Origin of the sequence: Boudabousia marimammalium, from assembly GCF_001936115.1 — a bacterium.
GTDB lineage: Bacteria > Actinomycetota > Actinomycetes > Actinomycetales > Actinomycetaceae > Boudabousia > Boudabousia marimammalium.
Window position 1 is genome coordinate 274,698 of the sequence record NZ_MPDM01000001.1, and the last position, 18,545, is coordinate 293,242.

At 56.6% G+C, this 18,545-nt stretch carries 19 protein-coding genes; 7 read left to right on the forward strand and 12 right to left on the reverse strand.

Features of this window, described 5'->3' with window-relative positions:
* Nucleotides 1-44: 44 nt before the first annotated feature.
* The gene (locus tag BM477_RS01215; protein ID WP_075360840.1) at nt 45-950 is read left to right on the forward strand and encodes a cation diffusion facilitator family transporter; all 906 of its coding nucleotides are present in this window, start codon (nt 45-47) and stop codon (nt 948-950) included.
* Nucleotides 951-1,053: 103 nt separating this feature from the next.
* Here BM477_RS01215 and BM477_RS01220 read toward each other — a convergent pair whose 3' ends face one another.
* Nucleotides 1,054-2,283 (reverse strand): MFS transporter, encoded by a 1,230-nt coding sequence (locus BM477_RS01220; RefSeq protein WP_075360841.1) that lies wholly within the window; start codon nt 2,281-2,283, stop codon nt 1,054-1,056.
* 115 nt (nt 2,284-2,398) lie between these two features.
* On the opposite strand from BM477_RS01220, the gene BM477_RS01225 reads away from it, so the two are divergent.
* Nucleotides 2,399-3,166 carry a DUF998 domain-containing protein gene (locus BM477_RS01225; protein WP_075360842.1) on the forward strand — a complete coding sequence of 256 codons (768 nt, stop codon included), beginning with the start codon at nt 2,399-2,401 and terminating at the stop codon, nt 3,164-3,166.
* Entirely contained in the window at nt 3,163-4,002 is an 840-nt protein-coding gene (locus BM477_RS01230; protein ID WP_075360843.1) for an alpha/beta fold hydrolase, read from the forward strand. The genes BM477_RS01225 and BM477_RS01230 overlap by 4 nt, the downstream gene beginning before the upstream one ends.
* Before the next feature lie 100 nt (nt 4,003-4,102).
* Here BM477_RS01230 and BM477_RS01235 read toward each other — a convergent pair whose 3' ends face one another.
* Nucleotides 4,103-6,517: a heavy metal translocating P-type ATPase gene (locus tag BM477_RS01235; RefSeq protein ID WP_075360844.1), complete on the reverse strand. Its 2,415-nt coding sequence runs from the start codon at nt 6,515-6,517 to the stop codon at nt 4,103-4,105.
* Nucleotides 6,518-6,564: 47 nt separating this feature from the next.
* The gene (locus tag BM477_RS01240; RefSeq protein ID WP_075360845.1) at nt 6,565-6,870 is read right to left on the reverse strand and encodes a heavy-metal-associated domain-containing protein; all 306 of its coding nucleotides are present in this window, start codon (nt 6,868-6,870) and stop codon (nt 6,565-6,567) included.
* Nucleotides 6,871-7,034: 164 nt separating this feature from the next.
* On the opposite strand from BM477_RS01240, the gene BM477_RS01245 reads away from it, so the two are divergent.
* Both BM477_RS01245 and BM477_RS01250 read left to right on the forward strand, forming a co-directional pair.
* On the forward strand, nt 7,035-8,660 hold the full coding sequence (locus BM477_RS01245; protein ID WP_143230159.1) for a lipase family protein: 1,626 nt from the start codon (nt 7,035-7,037) through the stop codon (nt 8,658-8,660).
* Nucleotides 8,650-9,186 carry a hypothetical protein gene (locus BM477_RS01250; RefSeq protein ID WP_075360847.1) on the forward strand — a complete coding sequence of 179 codons (537 nt, stop codon included), beginning with the start codon at nt 8,650-8,652 and terminating at the stop codon, nt 9,184-9,186. The genes BM477_RS01245 and BM477_RS01250 overlap by 11 nt, the downstream gene beginning before the upstream one ends.
* A gap of 38 nt (nt 9,187-9,224) precedes the next feature.
* Here BM477_RS01250 and purB read toward each other — a convergent pair whose 3' ends face one another.
* The gene (purB, locus tag BM477_RS01255) at nt 9,225-10,676 is read right to left on the reverse strand and encodes an adenylosuccinate lyase (protein ID WP_143230160.1); all 1,452 of its coding nucleotides are present in this window, start codon (nt 10,674-10,676) and stop codon (nt 9,225-9,227) included.
* Between the two features lie 178 nt (nt 10,677-10,854).
* Between purB and BM477_RS01260 the strand changes: the two genes are divergently transcribed.
* A complete protein-coding gene (locus BM477_RS01260) occupies nt 10,855-11,649 on the forward strand; it encodes a formate/nitrite transporter family protein (RefSeq protein ID WP_075360848.1) in 795 nt (264 codons plus the stop codon).
* Nucleotides 11,650-11,654: 5 nt separating this feature from the next.
* Here BM477_RS01260 and BM477_RS01265 read toward each other — a convergent pair whose 3' ends face one another.
* From BM477_RS01265 to BM477_RS01295, 7 genes are all read right to left on the reverse strand, one after another.
* On the reverse strand, nt 11,655-12,977 hold the full coding sequence (locus BM477_RS01265; protein WP_075360928.1) for a DUF4921 family protein: 1,323 nt from the start codon (nt 12,975-12,977) through the stop codon (nt 11,655-11,657).
* 226 nt (nt 12,978-13,203) lie between these two features.
* A complete protein-coding gene (locus BM477_RS01270; protein ID WP_143230161.1) occupies nt 13,204-13,851 on the reverse strand; it encodes a hypothetical protein in 648 nt (215 codons plus the stop codon).
* On the reverse strand, nt 13,848-14,519 hold the full coding sequence (locus BM477_RS01275; RefSeq protein ID WP_075360850.1) for a hypothetical protein: 672 nt from the start codon (nt 14,517-14,519) through the stop codon (nt 13,848-13,850). The genes BM477_RS01270 and BM477_RS01275 overlap by 4 nt, the downstream gene beginning before the upstream one ends.
* The gene (locus tag BM477_RS01280; RefSeq protein ID WP_075360851.1) at nt 14,516-14,893 is read right to left on the reverse strand and encodes a hypothetical protein; all 378 of its coding nucleotides are present in this window, start codon (nt 14,891-14,893) and stop codon (nt 14,516-14,518) included. Before BM477_RS01280 ends, BM477_RS01275 begins: the two co-directional genes overlap by 4 nt.
* Nucleotides 14,894-14,897: 4 nt before the next feature.
* The gene (locus BM477_RS01285; protein WP_075360852.1) at nt 14,898-15,092 is read right to left on the reverse strand and encodes a hypothetical protein; all 195 of its coding nucleotides are present in this window, start codon (nt 15,090-15,092) and stop codon (nt 14,898-14,900) included.
* Complete coding sequence (locus BM477_RS01290) at nt 15,089-15,577, reverse strand: Asp23/Gls24 family envelope stress response protein (RefSeq protein ID WP_075360853.1); 489 nt, start codon at nt 15,575-15,577, stop codon at nt 15,089-15,091. Before BM477_RS01290 ends, BM477_RS01285 begins: the two co-directional genes overlap by 4 nt.
* Before the next feature lie 66 nt (nt 15,578-15,643).
* Entirely contained in the window at nt 15,644-16,531 is an 888-nt protein-coding gene (locus BM477_RS01295; protein ID WP_245792788.1) for an aldo/keto reductase, read from the reverse strand.
* A gap of 122 nt (nt 16,532-16,653) precedes the next feature.
* On the opposite strand from BM477_RS01295, the gene BM477_RS01300 reads away from it, so the two are divergent.
* Entirely contained in the window at nt 16,654-17,826 is a 1,173-nt protein-coding gene (locus BM477_RS01300; RefSeq protein WP_222842262.1) for an oxidoreductase, read from the forward strand.
* A gap of 210 nt (nt 17,827-18,036) precedes the next feature.
* On the opposite strand, the gene BM477_RS01305 is transcribed toward BM477_RS01300, so the two are convergent.
* Nucleotides 18,037-18,519 carry a hypothetical protein gene (locus BM477_RS01305; RefSeq protein WP_084543617.1) on the reverse strand — a complete coding sequence of 161 codons (483 nt, stop codon included), beginning with the start codon at nt 18,517-18,519 and terminating at the stop codon, nt 18,037-18,039.
* Nucleotides 18,520-18,545: the final 26 nt, after the last annotated feature.

The following is an 18,545-nucleotide window of genomic DNA, read 5'->3' on the forward strand; positions in this document are numbered from 1 at the left end:
CTTAATGAGAATAGAGGGTTCTTATTGAGAATGAGGTTTGTTAAGTGTTTGGGCATTCGCATGATCACTCCCACGATCACAGCACGGGCGGAGAAAACCGCAGAAACCTCGGCCTCGCGCTGTTATTGACAGCGACACTCATGGTCGCAGAAATCGTGGTCGGCCTCTGGTCGGGCTCCCTCGCCCTGCTTTCTGACGCAGCGCATATGGGTACCGACGCGGCCGGCTTAGCGATGGCTTTCGCGGCGATCACCCTCGCCCAGCGCCCACCCACCGCGAAACGAACCTACGGCCTGTACCGGCTGGAAGTTTTGGCGGCCCTCATCAATGCAGTCCTCCTCATCGGTGTCGCCGGCTATGTCCTCTATGAGGCGGCGCAGCGGATCTCTAATCCGCAGCCCATTGAGGGCGCCTGGATGCTGGCGACCGCAATCGCTGGTCTGTGCGTGAATATTGCGGCGGCCTTCATTTTGCGAGCCGGCGCGAAGAACAACATTAACGTGCGCGGCGCTTTCCTTGAGGTCATGGCGGACATGATCGGTTCGGTTGGCGTCATTATTGCCGCCGTCATCTATTTGACGACCGGCTGGGCGCAGGCTGACATTATTGTTGGTGTCGGCATTGGCTTGTTCATTCTGCCGCGCACTGTCCGCCTGGCCCGCGACGCGATCATGATTTTGCTGGAGGCCGCTCCGGATCGTTTGAATCGGGATGAGATTATCGGCAAGATTGAGCAGCTTGCTGAGGTTGAGTCCGTGCATGATTTGCATTTGTGGACGATTTCTTCGGGCTTGGAGGCCGCCACAGCGCACGTCGTGGTGGCGGAATGCATCGATCATCATGCGGCCCTTGACGCGGTCACGGAGGTCCTGCGCGACCAGTACGGGATCGGGCACGTCACCATTCAGACTGAGCCTTCGGAGCATTGCGAGACTTTGCCGACCCTCTAGTTTTCTGGTTTTTGGGGACGAGGACGAGGGTGTGCTCCTCCCTAAACGTCAGTGTATTTTTAGGGTTCTGCCGCGTCGGACAATACTGTATGCTGAACTATCCTCAGCCGCGTCGCAGGTGCGGGTGCAGTAGTGCCAGCAGTAGTGCGCCCAGCATCATGACGGCTCCGGCGACGGTGGGAATGTCGTGGTGGAGAGTGTACAGGGCTCCTGCCGCGACGGGCGTAATCATGAAGGCGAAAGCATTATTTCCCCACAGCAGGCCAGCCAAGGCGCCCTGTTCTTCATCGTTGACCAGCATGGTGGGGGCGGCAGTGTAGCCGGGGACGGCGAAGCCGCTCCCTAAGCCAAGCAGGAACATGGAGACGAAGATTGTCCACATGGGCAGGTGGAAGACCAGAATAATGGCGGCGACCGTCAAGATGGCGATGCCAACTTTCAGGAGCCGGTGCGGATGCCAAGAGATGCGGGGGATGATTCCCAGCTGTGCGGTCAGTGAGCCGATGCCGCTGGCTAGTAGCCCCAGCCCGGTAATGGTAATGGTCTGCTGAGGGTCCAGGTGGAAACGGTCAGCCACAATGAACCCCATAATAATCTGCGTCATCCCGACCGCTGTGAACATGGCGTAGCCAGTAATCAGGTAGGGCAGGACGCGCTTATCCCAAGGCGACATTTTCGGTGGGTTCTTCACCAGCTGATTGTGGTCGGGGTGAGGTAGGAACAGCAGCAGGAAAACCGCTGCCAACACGAGGAAGGGAGCCCCAATCAGGGGTGCCCGCAAACCCAAAATACCTAGCAGTGCCCCCAGCATGGCACCGCCAATCATTGACAAGGATTGGGCGGCGCCCATGGAGGCCATACCTTTGACGCGCTGCGACTCGGTCGTAGTAATTGCGGCCACGTAGGCTTGCGTGGTGGGGGAGATAGCGGCCAGAGCCCAGCCGTAAATGATTCCGCGAGACAGCAAGAACAGCAGGAACAAGAGCGTGCCACCCAGTATGCGGGCCATGCCAGCTTCGGCGGCCAACCAGAAACTCACCAGCGCAAACAGGTTCACCCAGATGGAGAGGCGTAGCACCCGCCGGTAACCCCATTTCAGGGACCGCCGACCCCACCAGGTGGAGGTCAGTGTGATCATCAGGGCGGAGGCGGAAACCATCGCCCCCACATGCCAGGCCTCCAGATTCGTTGCCCGCGCCAGCGGCGCCAGCACCGGGTTAATCGTAATCTTCGCCAAATTAGTGAGCAGTACAATGCCGAACAACGCCCGGATGGCACGACGGATGGCAAGGCTTTCTGAGGGGTCGTAACTGCTGGTGGAATCGTCGCTCATGTGAAAGTCCTTAGCCTGAAACAAACATTATGCAAAATCTGTTAGCAAACAGTGCAAGTCTACTAGTTTAATCAACAATTCCTCATTCGCAGGGTGAAGCAGTAAACTTTAGTTTATGGCCAGCGGTTTTACAAAAATGATGCGAATCATCCTGATTGGGGGGCTCATGCTTGCCGGCATTCTCTATTCGCTTTGGCCGCTCGGATTTTGGGTAAACCCGGAGGCGATTGCGCCCTCGGCCTTCATTTCGGAGCTCGCGGTGTCCGGGCAGCCCGGTTTTCAGATTTTTCGCCTCGCTGACCGGGTGGCGGGCATTATTTTTACGCTAGCGGTAGTGATTTTGTGGCCATCACGCAAAACCAATCGGGCAGCCTGGCAATGGCAGCAAGAGATCACCGGCAACGCTGTGAAGAATGCCCTGCCCGCCTCGGCTGATACCGGGCGATCCTCGTCCCTGCTGAGGTTGCGCACCCGACTGCCGAAACCCCAAACCTTGCTGCTGCTGGGGCTGCTACTGATTGGGCTGGCCACGGTGATGGATTCATTTTTTACGCTGAGCTGCTCCCCCACGACTCAGGAGTCGTGCGTGAATGAGACCCTCAGCTGGGGTCGCCCGCTGACCGATATTCTGCATGAAGTGGCCTCCACTCTGGTACAAGTTGGCATGATTACAGCAACCGCGGCGGCCACTTTCACCCGCGGCTGGGGGCGGACCCAGCGTGTGTTGGCCGGCGTCACGCTGGTTCTGTCAGTGCTCCTCATGCCTGCTTCCGTGGTGGATGCCATTCCGGTCTTTTATTTTCAAGCCCCCACCATTACTTGCTTCAGCTTGTGGGTGGGGTGGTGGGCATGGTCTGCGATCCCTGACTGGTCACAAAAATGAGCAAAGCCAGTGAAACCGTCGTTTTAGTTGGAGGGTTGGCTGTTTTTGGGCCTTTCTGGGAACCGTCTTTGGCTCCGTTGCAGACCTCTGGGCGGCGTTTCGTGGTTGCGGAACGGACCGCGATTCGCAGATTTTTCGCCGAGGATGCAGCGCCAGCCCAAGCGACTTCACCAGCACAGTCGCAGTCTTCAGCACAGTCAGACCAGGTGCTTTGGGCTGACTGGGAAACTGAGGTGTCAGCCCTCGGCAAGCTGGTTTCTGAGCTGGCCGACGAATCCGGTCCGGTCATCCTCGTCGGGCATTCGATGGGCGGTTTCTTGGCGGAAGCGGTAGCGCGCACGCACCCCGCCGAGGTGGCGCAACTGATTCTGTTGGAAGCCTCACTGCCCGCCCCAACGGATTGGCCTCTGCCCTTGTTTTGGTTGCCGCGGGTTCTCAGTTTGAAGCCAGTTAGCGCAATTATCAAACACTTTCTGTACCGTTGGCTGTCCCGCTACGATTACCCTCCAGAAGTGTCGGAGCGGATTGCCAGAATCTATCTCAGTCGCCCCGGGGTGACACAAATTTGTGCCGAATTTTCGGAGTTTAACCATTGGGCTAGAGAGTTGCAAAGCCTCTGCCAAAAATTCCCTTTGCAGGTTCCGGTAACGGCGCAAGTCTCATTGGGGGCTAACTATCCCATCAGTCGGGCAGACCGAATCTGGGTGGATCAGTGGCGTTCGCATTTGCGTGGATTGGAAACTAGCATCCCTCCCCGTTTGGTGTTGTGGCCACGTGCTACCCACATGGTGATGGCTTCCGTGCCGGAGGCCCTCCGGGAACTGTTATCTCGCTAGCTGCCGGGTTTAGGTTTTCAGCCGAGGGCTTCTTGGCTTCCAGCCGCCAGCCGTCACCGCTGTCTGAGTCAGTTCTCAACCCTCGGCTACCATCTGGTATTTATGCTGCTTTCCCCCGAAAACGGCGCAGACGCAAAGAGTTCAGGACCACGAAAATTGATGAGAATGCCATACATGCCCCCGCAATCATCGGATTCATCAGCCCCGCAACCGCTAAGGGGAGAGCCACCACATTGTAGCCGAAGGCCCAAAGCAAGTTACCTTTAATAGTGCCGACGGTGGCGCGCGAAATTTCGATCGCACTGGCGGCGGCCCGCACATCCGAAGTCATTAGGGTCACGTCAGCGGCTTCCATTGCCACATCCGTGCCGGAGCCCATTGCCATCCCTAGGCCGCGCTGACCCGCCTGGGCTAGTGCCGCCGCGTCGTTTACTCCATCACCGACCATGGCAACAGTGTGCCCCTCGTCCTGTAGTTTGGCGACGAGGTTGCGCTTATCGGCAGGCAACACTGAAGCATATACGTCGGATTCGGCGATTCCTACCTCAGAGGCGACCTGCTGTGCGACTTGCTCATTATCGCCGGTCAGCAGGACAGGTTTCACACCTAATTTTTGTAGCTGGCGGATCGCTTCAGCGCTGGAGTCTTTCACCCGGTCAGTGACCTGAATGGTGCCGAGGCTACTAAAATCGGGGCGTGGCCAGTCTTCCCCGTCAGCTTCCGCCCGCTGCTTCAAATCAGGTAGGCGTACCCCGCTAAAAGCCGCGGTCCGGGACAGCAAAGTGGCACTAAATCCGGTGCTGTTTACGGCCTCTAAGAGCGCCTGGGTGTCCACTGCCGCATCCACGTCGATGGTGGCAGTCCCGGTCGCCAAATTAACTAGCGGATCAGTACCGGGAACACTCTTTTTTAGTTTCCGCTGCACCCTATGAACGCAGGAGCCGCAGGTCATCCCTTCGACCCGCATGGTGACGGTTTCACGGTCAGTGTCCGTTCCTGGAGCGGGGTTTTCCGCGCTCTGGTCTGAGGGTTCCCTGCCCATCTTGAAATCCTCGGCTAGTTCACCGCCGGCGACTGCGATCAGGGTGACTGCGGTTTGCGGTTCCGGCACAGGTTCTGCGGTGATTTCTGCAATCCAAGCGGGGGAGCCAACCGCTGTGACCTGTCGGCCTGCAACAGCTACTAACCCTCGGCCCGGCAAGGTCCAGGTCCGGTCAGGGCGGGTGAAGCTCTGCCCGGATTCTTCGGCGGCCGTGATGATCGCCCGCCCGATGGGATGTTCGGTGCCGGTTTCTGCGGCGGCAGTACGGGCTAGGAGCTGCTCCGCGGTGACTCCGGCGGCGGCATCCACTCCGCTGACACTCATGACTCCTTCGGTGAGGGTGCCGGTTTTATCTAAAACGATGGTGTCCACATGGCGGGAAGTTTCTAAAGTTTCTGGCCCTTTCAACAGGATTCCTTGGCGGGAAGCGACCCCGTTACCCACCATTAAAGCCATGGGGGTGGCAAGGCCGAGGGCGCATGGGCAAGCAATCACGAGGACGGCGACTGCCGCGGTGACGGCACTTTGTGGGTTGCCGGTGAAGAATAGCCAGCCCGCTAAGGTCAGTAGTGAGAGGCCGATGACGACGGGTACGAAGACGCCGGCGACCCGGTCGGCGAGGCGTTGGGCGGGCGCTTTCCCGGATTGTGCCCGGTCCACTAGCTGCTGGATTTGGGCGAGGGCGGTGTCCGCCCCCACTCTGGTGGCTTGCACAATTAGTGGTGAACCAACATTTACGGTGGCGCCGGTGACGGTGCTGCCGGCACTGACGTTCACGGGGAGGGGTTCACCGGTGAGGAGGGATTCATCCACCACTGACTGGCCTTCCAAAACGGTGCCGTCGGTAGCGATTTTTTCGCCCGGGCGCACCATGAATACGTCTGCGACTTTAAGGTCGGTGGCGTCGATAATGGTTTCTTGGTAGCGGCTGGTTGGGGTGTCATCCTCGGCCTGCGTGATTCGCCAGTTGGGGAGCAGGGTTGCGGTTTTTGCCCCTAAATCGAGCAGCGCCCGCAAAGCTTGGGAGGCGGAGTGTTTGGCTTTCGCTTCAATATACCGGCCGACCAGCAGGAAGGTGGTGACCATGGTGGCGCCCTCGAAGTAGAGGTGGGCGTGGTGTGCTGAGGCGTGGCGGGGGAGGAAGGTCATTTCCATGGTGGCGCCGAGGGTTCCCGCCCCCGTAAACAGCAGGGCGTAGAGTGACCAGGCGGTGGCCGCTATGACACCTAGGGAAACTAGTGTGTCCATGGTGGTGGCGCCGGCGCGGGCGGCTTTCGCCATGGCGGAGTGGAAGGGCCAGGCGGCCCAAGTGACGACTGGGAAGGAGAGGGCGGCAACCACCCATTGCCAGCCCCGAAACTGGGTGGCGGGAATCATGGAGAGAACCATGACGGGTGCTGACAGAGTGAGAGCTACCACCATTTTAGTGTAGAGAGCTGATACCTGGGAGGAATGTTCAGTCTGTGGTTTCATGCTTCACCTGATTCTGTTTTCGGGGCTGGAAATCCGGTCTGGCGGGGTTAGCGGCGTCCGCAGTTGCAGTCGCAGTCTCCGTTTTCGGCTTTCTGATCTCCGGCGAGGGAAAGTGAGGTGCGGCTCAAGCCAACCAGCTGGTAGCCGGCTTCGGTGACCGCGCTCTTAAAAATGGTGTCTTCGAGGTGACGGTCGCTGGTGACGGTAACGGTGGAGACCCCTTCGGGGTTGAGGTCTACGGAGGTTTCCACGACGCCGGTTACGTCGGCTAGTTCTTCGCTGAGGTTGGCGACGCAGCTTTGGCAGGTCATCCCTTTGACGTGTAGTTCGACGGTGTTTGTTGAGGTGGCCATGATTTCTCCTTAATTGGTTTGAATGGTCCTTGCTATTAGGTTATCGGAGTGGCGGGGCGTAAACTAGATTTATGTCCCGGCATCATCTAAAGCGAACGCGCTTACTAAAAATGCTGCCCCTGGCGCCGATCATGGCACGTTTGGGGGTATCTTTGGGGAAAGGTATGTTGTCCACGTTACCGTTGCCGTTCGGTGGATCCCACTATTTGCGAAGTAATGCGAACCAGCAGTGGGATGTGGGGATGGAACGCCTGGAGGGTTTCTATTTTGATAATCCTTGGTTTATGGTGACTTTTGTGCGAGGTTTCTCCAATCTAGCTGGTGCGGGTAGTTTAACGATTCGAACAGTTTTATCTGCTTTGCAGCAGCTGCAATATAGTCAACGTCGAGAAGTGGTGTTAGATTCCCTGCAAACGACGGGTTACCGTTCTTTCATGGCGGCCTATCTGACTTTGGGGACCGCGATGGGCTATTTTCGGGGCGGTCCGGTGCATGTGCGGTTGATTCGGCATAATGATCGGTCTTTGCGGGTTTTGAATGAGCCGCCTTTTATTCCGCCGGCTGGTGAAGATTCTGCCCATGAGGGCGGTTTGTGGCCGGAGCAAGATCAGTTGGCTTCCGCCGTGGAGGCTTTGGAGGCGATTGAGGCCGAGGGGGAATCCTCGGACTATTCGCAAGAGCGGGCGGAGCGGGCGAAACGGAAAGTTTTGCGTAAATTGCATGCGGCGAAGGGTTTGGCCGGGCCGACACAGCCGGCTGTTTTTTCTTTGCATCGGGTGAAGCCGCCACGGACTTTAGCTGATACTCTCACGGATTTGGATGACTTGTATTGGTCTGCTTCTGCTGGCATGGTGATGAAGGTGGTAGCGATAGGAGAGTTTCCGCATTACCGGTGGGTGGTGATCGCTCCGGGGACTGACCATATGGCGGCGACCACGATTGCGAACCCGGCTGATACGGAATCCAATATTAGAGAAATGTTGGATTTGCGTTCAGCGGCCCGGGCGGGGGTGGAGCGGGCTTTAAATTCGGCGATGGAGGCTTTGGAAGTCCCGGTAGAGTTACGTCAGCAGCAGCAGATTTTGATGGTGGGGCATTCACAAAGCGGCGTGACGGCGCACGCTTTGGCGGCGGAGCCACTGTATGAGGCAAGAATTTCTCATGTTTTGACGATTGGTTCACCTTCGCGGGGCATCTCTTTACCGTATGGGGTTCGTTCGGTGAGCGTGGAGCATATTCAAGACTGCATCCCGTGGATGGATGGATTGGATGAAACTCAGATCGATGGTCGGGTGATGGTTCGGCGTTCTCTGGATAAGCCGCGGCGTAATCCGTTGCATTATGCGCACGCAGTTTCCACCTATTTGGACACGGTGAAGCTGTTGGAGAAAGAAACGGAGCGTAAGCTGAAGCTATTTCGGGCCGGCAAGGGCCGCCTTGATCGGGTGACTAAGGAGGTGCTGGCGTTGCAGGCGATGCTGCCGCGACCGGATGAGCCGACGCAGGTTTTGTTTTATGAGATTGCGCAAGAGGTATTGGAGTGGGCTCCTTTACGGCAGGTGAAAGAGAACTGGATTTCGCAGCTTGTTCCGGATGCTGACGCGATGGTGGCGGCTTTGGTGGAGCGTTCTGTGTTTGATCCGGCGGGGGTTGAACGGGAGCTTGACGAGGATGCGCGTGAGGCTTTAGAGTGGGCGGTTCAGGTTCGTCAGGCGCGTCAGGGAAGTCTTGAAGTTTTAGAAGCTGAGGAAAACTCGACAATTGTTTCGGAGGGGTCAGATGAAAGCTAAACGTCAGTTGCGGGAGGCGTTACAGTATATGACCCGGTATCTTCCGGTGAATAAGCGCTACGATCAGCAAAAGAATTCGGTGATTTTGCCGCAGTTGAGTAATCCGCTAGTGTTGGGCACGATTGGCTTGGGGGCGACTGCTACGACCGCGCTTTACCATATGTTGCGGCGCCGTCCGAACACCCAGTTGGCGGCTACTTTTGAGGCGGCACTGCTGAAATCTGAGCTGGTGGAGAAAGCGTGCGTGCGGATTCAAGAGTCAATGGCGGCCCGCCGTTTACATGTGCAGCTGCAAACCGAAACGGGAGTTAGTGATGAGCAGGCAATTCAGTTAGCGAAAGAGGTACTGGAGTTGTCTTGGAATGCGCCGAAGCTGGGACCGTTGGCGGTCATGGTGGAGGTTTTGACCGCGCAAGGCACCATGATTACCTCGAAAACTCTCGGTTTTGAAAGTGAAGTTGCCTACCCGCACGAAATGTATGAACGGTTTGGGGCGCCCGCCAGCGACCCGAATTGGCTTCCGTAACGACTAGCGGGTCTGCTGAAATAATCTGCGGATGCGATTTATTCGACTTCGGAAAGACCCAACTGTTTGGAAAGACCCAGGTAGCTAGCCGGGGTGAGCTCTAGGAGCCGTTTCTCGGTTGCTTCCGGTAGGCCGAGGCTGGCAATAAATTCGCGCATTTGGGGTCCGGTGACTCGCCGGCCTCGGGTCAGGGTTTTCAACCTTTCATAGGGGTTGTCCATACCGGTGACGCCAGAAATTGCGGCTACGCGCATGGACTGCTGGATAGCTTCACCGAGGATTTCCCAGTTTTCGTTTAGGTCGTTAAGCATCCGGGCTTCATCAACTTCTAGCCCGGACAGTCCGGTTTGGAGATTCTTTAAAGCCAGCAGGGAATGACCTAGGGCGGAGCCAATATTGCGCTGGGTGGAGGAGTCAGTCAAATCGCGTTGCAGCCGTGAGGTGACCAAGGTGGCAGAGAGAGTGTCCAGCAGGGCGCAGGAGATTTCTAGGTTAGCTTCCGCGTTTTCGAACCGAATCGGATTAACTTTATGGGGCATGGTGGAGGATCCGGTATTGCCTTGCGCGGCCAGATTTTGCCGGAAGTATCCTAAAGAAATATAGGTCCACATGTCGGTCGCTAGATTGTGAGCGATCCGGTTGAATCTAGCCAGGTCTGCATAGAGTTCACTTTGCCAGTCATGCGACTCGATCTGGGTGGTGAGTGGGTTCCAGGTTAGCCCTAGGTTAGTCACAAAACGTTGGGAGAGAGCTTGCCAGTCTACTTCCGGCAAAGCCACCGTGTGGGCGGCATAGGTGCCGGTGGCGCCGTTGAGTTTGCCTAAATATTCAGCCGTTTGGAGGCGCCTTAGTTGCCGCTGGAGGCGGTGGGCGAAGACTGCTAGTTCTTTCCCCATGGTGACGGGCGTGGCGGGCTGCCCGTGGGTGCGTGCCAGCATGGGCACGCCCGCGTAAGTTTTCGCCATTTCGGTGAGCTGTTGGACGAGGGTTTGGGCGGTGGGCAGCCAGACGTTTTGCAAGGCGCCTTTAATGGTCAGTGCGTAAGCCAGATTGTTAATATCTTCGCTGGTGCAGAAAATGTGTACTACCTCGGTCAGCTGCGGGAGCACAGTGTTTTCCCCAAGGTGCTCTGGTGCGGCCTGCAAATGTTTTTTCAGGAGGTACTCTACGGCTTTTACATCGTGCCGGGTGAGGGCTTCGAGTTCGGCTAGCTCACTAATCTGTTCCGCCTCAAACTCGGCGACGAGTCGGCGCAGATAGCTGGTTTCCGCGGCAGATAGCTGAGGGGCGAGGGGGAGTACTGACTGCTCTAGCAGAAAAATTAGCCATTCAGTTTCGACTTGGAGGCGGGCCCGGTTGAGTGCCGCCTCGGACAGGTAGTTGAGGAGCGGTGCGACGGTTTGGCGATAGCGTCCATCTAATGAGCCCAAAGTGATCTGAGGGGCGAGGGTGGAGAGGTCGCGAAGTGGCAGGTTTTCCGGCATTGACATGGGCTACCTTTCTGAAGCTGAAGACAAGTTGATTTTATCAGTGCCTCTCCGCCTTGTTGGGCCGAAAGTCTGGTCTGTTAGCGCACGGGGTTACTTGACAGTTGTGAGTTTCGTCTTGGAGGCTCTAAAACAGTGGTTAAAGGAGGGAAATCTGGGGAGAACCGGCTAGGGTAAACTCATGCTGACTTTACCTGAAACTCTGCGCGCCCAAATTGATGGCGCAATCCATAAAGATCATGCTTCGGCTCAGCCGTGGCGCTACCTGGTGGCCGCCATGTTGGCGGGAGCCTACATTGGTGTGGCCGATGTTTTCATGTTCACTGCGGCGGGTCCGTTCGTGGTGGCTGGTGATCCGTGGGGCCCGCTGATTAGCGGCGCAGTCTTCGGGATTGGTCTGATTCTGGTGATTTTTGCCGGCTCTGAGCTGATTACTTCCGCGATGATGATTGTGCCGATTGGCTTGTGGTCGCGCCGCATCAGCTGGAATGCGGCTGGTCGTGCCGTGCTGCTGATGCTGATCGGCAACCTGCTGGGTTCCATTGTGATTGCCGCCCTCGTCACCGGTGCGGGCGTCATGGATCATGGTGCGGCCGGGGAAATGCTGGCGACCGTGGCCGCCGCGAAGGTCCACAAGAGCACGCTGTCGCTGTTCCTGCGGGGCATCTTATGTAATATTTTGGTTTGTTTAGCAATCTGGGCGCAGACCCGCGCCAGCAACGAGGTCGCCAAAATGGTTCTCATGGCCTGGTGTATGGCCGCTTTCGTGACTTCCGGTTTTGAGCACGTGGTCGCCAATATGACCACGCTGGCTTTGGGCCTCTTCAATGGGGTCGAGGGCGTGACGCTGCTGGGTGCCGGTCGTAATCTGCTGCTGGTGCTGTTAGGCAATTTCGTCGGCGGTTTCCTGTTCGTCGCAGTTCCCTATATGATGACTGCCGTGGAGGAAAAGAAAGCAGAAAAGGTTTCCGCTTAAGCCTTTTACTTCAGCATATCCATGGTGACGCGGCATTCGTCACCGATGTCCATTTTGCCTAGGGTGGCTTCGTGTCCGGCGGCCTCTGCCCCCTCGGACTCCTCTCTGAGTTCCAGGAGTCGCTTAACCATGCGATCGCGGATGGTCCACGGATCCAGGGTGTTCAGGTAGATGCGGGTGCCGCCCTCGAAACCAGCTAGGGTGGAGATCCGCCATTTCAGCAGCAGACGCCAACGCATGGTGACACTGCCTTTGAGGCGCGGCGGGCAGTGGTACCATTCCTCATTGCTGGGGACGTCCGCGCCGGTCGCTTTATGCATGGCATGTAGCAGGTCGGAGACGCCGCGGACTTCTGCTTCACTGTATTCCCAGGGCTGACGGATCGGGCCCAGCGGCCAGACCGCCAAGGTTGGGTAGCGGTGTCCGAAGCCGGCGATTGCGACGGCATGGGGGTTTTGTGCGATAACCAGTCCCCGAGTCACCGCGAAATGCAGGATTTCTTCATACAGGTCAGGGTTTTCCCGCAGGCGGGAAAGTTCGGCGTCTAACTGTACGGGACGCTCATCAATGGCGACCAGTTGCTTATGCAGGTGGTCGAAAGAGGCGCCCGCGGGACGTAGCCAGTTTTGGAAGGCGGCCACATACTTCACGTTCTCATTCAGAGTGTAAAGATCCTTGAGGGCGTCAATCGTGAACTGCGTGTAACGGTAGTGTTCTTCCGGGCTGAGAGTGCCGGCGGAAGCCAACTGATTGTCGTTGGTGGCGCCTTCCACGAAATGGCGGCGAGCCACAATCACGTCATGACCGCCCGCGAAGAAACCATAAGCGTAAGAGAGTAGCTCTGGCTCACTCATGGCACTGATTTTTTCTTCACTCATGCCTGAAGCCATGAGGCGGCGCGTAATAATGTTGATGACGTGGTCGTAGCCTTCACTGGAACCCAAGTATTGGGCCATGAGGCGGCGCTGTTCCTCACTGGGCTGGTGTCCGTGCCCCAGATTCCAGTACGTGTAGGAAACAATCTCAAACAGGTTAGGGATCCGCCGAAAAGCCGCGGTGGTGCGGAAAATTTCGGAGGGACTAATATGGTCAATCTGTCGCCAGCTGACCTCCCCGTACGCGCTAATGTCACGCACTAGGCGGGATTTTTCTGGTGGGGTTTCCAGGTAGCGGTCGGTGCAGAAAGCGCAGGTGTGACGGTTTGCGTCAGCGTCAATGGGGGAAGGATTCTCCGGCAGCATACTGATGGGGCGGTGAGCCCGCCCGGGCACTGTCCAAACTTGAGTTCCGGTCAAAGGATTGCGTTGCTTTACTGTACCGTCAGGCATTCGTTGAATGTAGTCAGCAGCTTTGCCTGGATTCGGTTCTTGAGTGCTCAAAGTTCTTTCTTTCAACTCTACGACAGTGCTTCCATTTTACTTCGAATTCTGTCTGCTAGGGTGTCGACTTTTGGATGAAACCCAAATTGTGGATAGCGGCGGTGATGGGACTGGGCAGACGTTTGCCCGCCTCAGAATCTGGGCGGGCAAACGTGAAATGTTTTGAGTTGAACTGTTAAAGCACGCGCGGCGCGGCAGCAGTATTGGAAAGGGTTTCCGTTATTGCGTTGCCTTGCTGCAGGTGGATTTGTAAGGGAACGGGACGTCCCATCAGTCGATCTAGTTTTTGGGTAACCTCATCCACTGTGGCGCAAACCGTGGCGGGTGAAGCGCCTCTAGCGACTTTGACTTTCAACAGTAAAGCGGTGTCGCCTTTAACCTTCCAGTGGGAAGTAGTCAGCGAAGTAATATTGGCTTCTTCTAACAGTTCCCTCTGTACGAACTCATCCACGAAACGGCTGGTGAAAGTGATTGAGCCACCATCATCTGGGCCGTTCAACCCGGGTAGTTGCGTTTGCACTGCGGATCGCGTCTTGCCACCCGATTGGGCGAAAATCGTGAAGAGGAACAATATCGCCAGCAATAACAAAACCAGTAGGGCAAGCATGATAATCCACGAGCCTTGCGACTCACCTTGCAGGAACACTTGGGTTCGATCGAAGGCTTTGAAGATTTCAGCTTCCCAGCGGGGACCGGTCTCCACCCACAGCTGGTGGGCGGCAGGCCAGAAAGTGCCGAGGGCGACCCCAACACCGCCAGCTAGCAGAAGCAAACCAACAACGAAGTTCAAGATTCGATTCCATGCGCGTGGGTAGTGTTTCAATTGACTTCACCCCCAACTACAATAACTTTGGTTCTGACTGCGGGAGCTAAATCAAGCCCTGCCACATGATGCGCCAAATGAGTGTTCAAAAGGATTTCATCCACAACGCGGCCCGGGCTGGCGGTAACTGTAACCTCAATGGTGGTACGGTCAATCGCGGTGGTGACTTGTCCTTCTACGAAGTTACCGAAAGAACGCATTTCTTTTGAAATCGCCGCGGCCAGAACCGAATCATCAACGATGATGGCGGCGCGGGGAGATTTCATCTGGTGCCGGTTCAAAGAGCCCGGCATGATGGCTTTCAAGATTAGCCCCAGACCGATTAGCGCGGCAATAATTCCGCCGACCCCCAGCCACGGGAAAATTACCCGGTCCGGCAGGATTGCCAGGTTATGAATCATCTGTTCCACACTGAGACCGGAGAGGCTTTTCCCGAAGAAAGTGTTGTAGCCCAGCTCTAGCAGCAGAAAAACAGTGCCGGCCAGCAGCAGTAACGAAAGGATCACCGTGGTGATGGCGCGAGAGGAATGGGTGGCACGGCGAGCCATATAGGCGACATGTGGCCCCACGGTCGGATTCGAAGCCGGCTCAGTAGCCGCATCGACAGCTGGTGCGAGGGTCATATCTGCCGGTTCAGGGGCGGGGATTTCATCGATCAGGTCGCTCATATTACTCTCCTCCCCGTTTTCTTTGGTGCGTTATCGGTGCGTCGCGGCGGCAACTTTTCATGAATTGATTTGACCGACAGATCAATGGCGCCAACTTCGCAACCCAGCAGCGTAGTCAGGAAACTACGCAACTGCTGCTGAACGCCCCCCAGGGAGTCAACCAGACTCCCTGAGGTGCGATCAAGCATACGGCTTGAGATGGGTGAGCTAATGCGGATAACCAGCGGCGGCTCACTCTCTTCAAGACTTGCTGAAACCATTGAAAACGGTACTTCAAGATACTGCGCGGCAGCCCCTCTTATCGCGGAAATATATGCTTTCTTGGCGACATGAGTGGAACCGGGCAGAAGAGTAGCGTTAACTTGTTCGGTCATCAAATCAATCCGACTTGGTCTTCGTGTTTCCGGTCAACGCTTTGAATGCGGCCTGAATGTCGAGACTACCTTCACGGTGCGCCCCCCACAGGTAGCCGACTACTGCAAACAGGGCAATCAATAGTGCACCCCATTTGAAAACCAGAATGGCTACTGCAAAGAGGGCTGCAACGATAGTGTATTGGATTGAAAGTTTCACTTAACTCGGGGCTCCTCGGGAACTGCTGCGGGTGCTACCGTGGAGGTTTCAGCTTCCTCAACGGCGTCTTCTTCGCCGGCAACATGCACGTCAGTGACGTCAATGTTGACTTCGACAACTTCAAGGCCGACTAGGTCCTCAATGTTGTTCAGGACAACATCGCGAACTTCCTCGGCAACCTTATGTATAGGGTGAGGGTATTCCACAATCAGGGTCAAGTCCACAGCAGCCTGCTTGGTGCCCACCTCAACGGAGACGCCACGGGCAATATCCTTGCCGCCGCCTAGGGCTTCCTTCGCTGCGCCAAAAGCGCGGGAGAAGCCGCCACCGACAGCGTAGACGCCCTCGACCTTGGCCATTGCGAGGCCAGCAATCTTGGCGACAACCTGATCTGCGATAGTGGTGGTGCCGCGCTCGGAAGCGAGGGGGCCTTCTGCGACCTTCGTGACTTCAGTGGACTTCGGCTTGTTTTCGTTGTTTGCCATTATGGCTCCTTTATCTTGGTGGGTGTTGGCGGGTTGTGATAGCTGCTATGCCATCTGGCGGATCTCCTATCGTAGGAAGTCCGCCTCATCCGGATGTGGTCCGTGCCGGCCTGCCTCCCCTTGGTCCAAGGAGTCGAGGGCTTTGCGGGTTTCCGAATCTAGAGTGAAATCAAACAAACCCATGTTTTCTTTCATGCGTTCAGGGTTGACAGATTTAGGGAAGATAACGTCTCCCCGTTCAATCGCCCAGCGCAAAACAATCTGCGCTGCTGTCCGGCCTAGGCGGTTAGCCGCTGCGGTAACGGCCGGGTCGGATAAGACTTTGCCCCGGCTAATGGGGGACCATGCTTCCACCACAATCCCTAGGGATTTGCAGTATTCGCGCAGCTCATTGCTGGCCAGGTAGGGGTGGATTTGAATCTGGTTGGCGTGCGGGACGAAACCGGTCGCGTCAATAATCTTGTCCAAATGGTTTCGCTCAAAGTTGGAGACGCCAATCGCCTTGGCCTGCCCTGACTGGTAAATCTCAATCATGGCTTTCCAAGTTTCATCATATTTACCGTCGTAGAGTTTCGGCAGGGGCCAATGCACTAGGAACAGGTCGACGTAATCCAACTGCAGATCTGCAAGGGACTGCTTAAAGCTGCGGTGCACGTCCGCGGGCGCGTGGTTCTGATTATTCAGTTTCGTCGTGATAAACAGGTCTTCACGCGCCACGCCTTGCTCTTGCGTCTGGGTGAGAGCATGGCCGAGGGCGGCCTCATTCTGATACATTTGCGCCGTATCGAAATGGCGGTAGCCGAGGGAGATTGCCGCGGGAATCACCTGCGGAATCAGATCTTCGGTAACTTTATAGGTTCCAAAACCGAGCTGCGGAATGAGAGCTCCGGTACTGAGGGCAAGCCTCGGTATAGCATTGTCTGCGGCCGTCATCGGCTGGGGTGTTGTTTCCATCTGAACCCTCCCTCTGTTCACCAGAATACAGGAGATTACAGTTCGGTAAAGCCTGTTTGTCGGATAGTTTCGCCGGTGGCGTGAAGGCTTGGTTCTGTCGCGCCGGGCGTTGAGGGATTAAAATGGACGGCATGAAACAGCTATTTTCTCCTCTTACACTGCAGATTCCTGCCACTGTTGCACCCTCGTCCCCTCAGCCTGAGAAGCTAGACTTTTCCAGCCGCCTAATCATGCCACCCATGTGCATGTATCAGGCGGCGCCGACCGGAGTGGATCAAGGTAATCCGAACGATTTTCATCTTGCCCACTATGGGGCGCGGGCGCAGTCCGTCGCCGCAGTGATTGTGGAGGCGACCGGGGTCGTGCCGGAAGGTCGAATCTCGAACCAGTGCTTGAGCTTGGGCCGTGACGATCAGGTGCCGGCCTTCGCGCGACTGGCCCACGCCATTCATGCGGGCGGCGCGAAAGCTGGCATCCAGTTGAACCATTCGGGGCGAAAGGGTGCCGGGCGGCCAGGTGCTGAGCTGGTAGAGTCCGCGCGAGCATGGAATCCGAACTATCCGCAGCAGGTTAGTGAAGCGGAGCTGTCTTGGCCGCTGGTAGCGCCCTCGGCGGTGCGGTTTTCTGAAGATTATGCGGTGCCGCAGGAGCTGACCGAAGCGCAGATCGATGAGATTGTGGAGGCATTCGGCGCGGCAGCGCGGCGGGCGGCTGACGCTGGTTTCGATTTCGTCCAGGTGCATGGCGCTCACGGGTACCTGCTGTCGTCTTTCCTGTCGCCGGCCGCGAATCAGCGCACCGACCAGTACGGCGGCAGCTTGGAGAATCGAGCTCGGTTCCTGTTGCGCGTCGTGGAAAGAGTGGGTCAGTATCTGCCGGTAGCTGTTCGGATTTCTGCCGTGGATTGGCAGGCCGAGGGGCAGCCCGGATTTAATCTTGCCGACGCTCAAAAGGTGGCCGTGTGGCTGGCTGAGCATGGGGTTTTCATGGTCAACGTGTCTACCGGCGGGAATCTGGCGGATGCGCAGATTCCGGCGGGGCCGGGCTATCAGGTGTTCGCCGCGGCGGCGGTCCGGCAGGCTTTACAGGAGGCTGGTTTTGCGGGCGTGCCGGTGTCGGCTGTAGGAATTATTACCTCTGCCGCGCAGGCAGAAACTGTTTTGGTGTCAGGGCAGGCTGATCTGGTGGAGGTTGGTCGCCCGCTGCTGGTGGATCCGTTGCTGGGTGCGCGGTGGCGGCATGAGTTGGGGGCGCCGCCGGCTTTGCCGCCTAGTTACGTGCGGGCGCGGTTTTAGTCAGGGTGTAGTTCCTTGATTCGGCGAGTGTGCACTTTAGTGTTAATTGTGCACCTTGCACGGTGCACAATTGTTGTTTAGGTGCACACTCGGTGAAAGGCTGAAGGGGTGCCGAGGGGGTGCTGCGGCTTTAGCCGCGCAGCAGTACGCGGATACGCTTCTTAGTTATCAACGCCTGCGAAAATTTACCAAACTGACTAATAGACCAGATTATTTGGGACAGTTAAGGCTCACATTTTCTTGAAAACCAGAAGGGTCCCCCAACTTTGCACGCTTCAAGTAATCAGCAAAAAACCTGCGGGTTGCATCGTCTGAGTTTTGTGCACTCATGTGGTCCATTTCTGGCACCTTCTCCAGCTGTTCAATTGCTGTAGCTGCACGTGCCTTGTCGGTTGAGTAAGACTTCAGCCACTCTCTCTCCCAAGCGCATTCAAAATATCTTGAAGCTATCCCATCTCCATATCCAACTTGGAATGAATTGTCTTTGCCTTCCGTTTCCAAACTGGCGGGAGGAGTGTAGCCTGCAGGCCAGGAAAGCTTATTGACAGAATCTTGATACTCTTTGGTCATTTCATCGAAACTGACTAAAACAACTTTGGAGGTGTTGCTGGAGTTTCCCCCACCACACGCCGATAATCCAGTAATCAGGGCTGCTCCCAGCAGCAGAACAGCTACTTTTCTTTTAATAAACACTGTAGTAGGTCCTTTCTGTAGTTTTG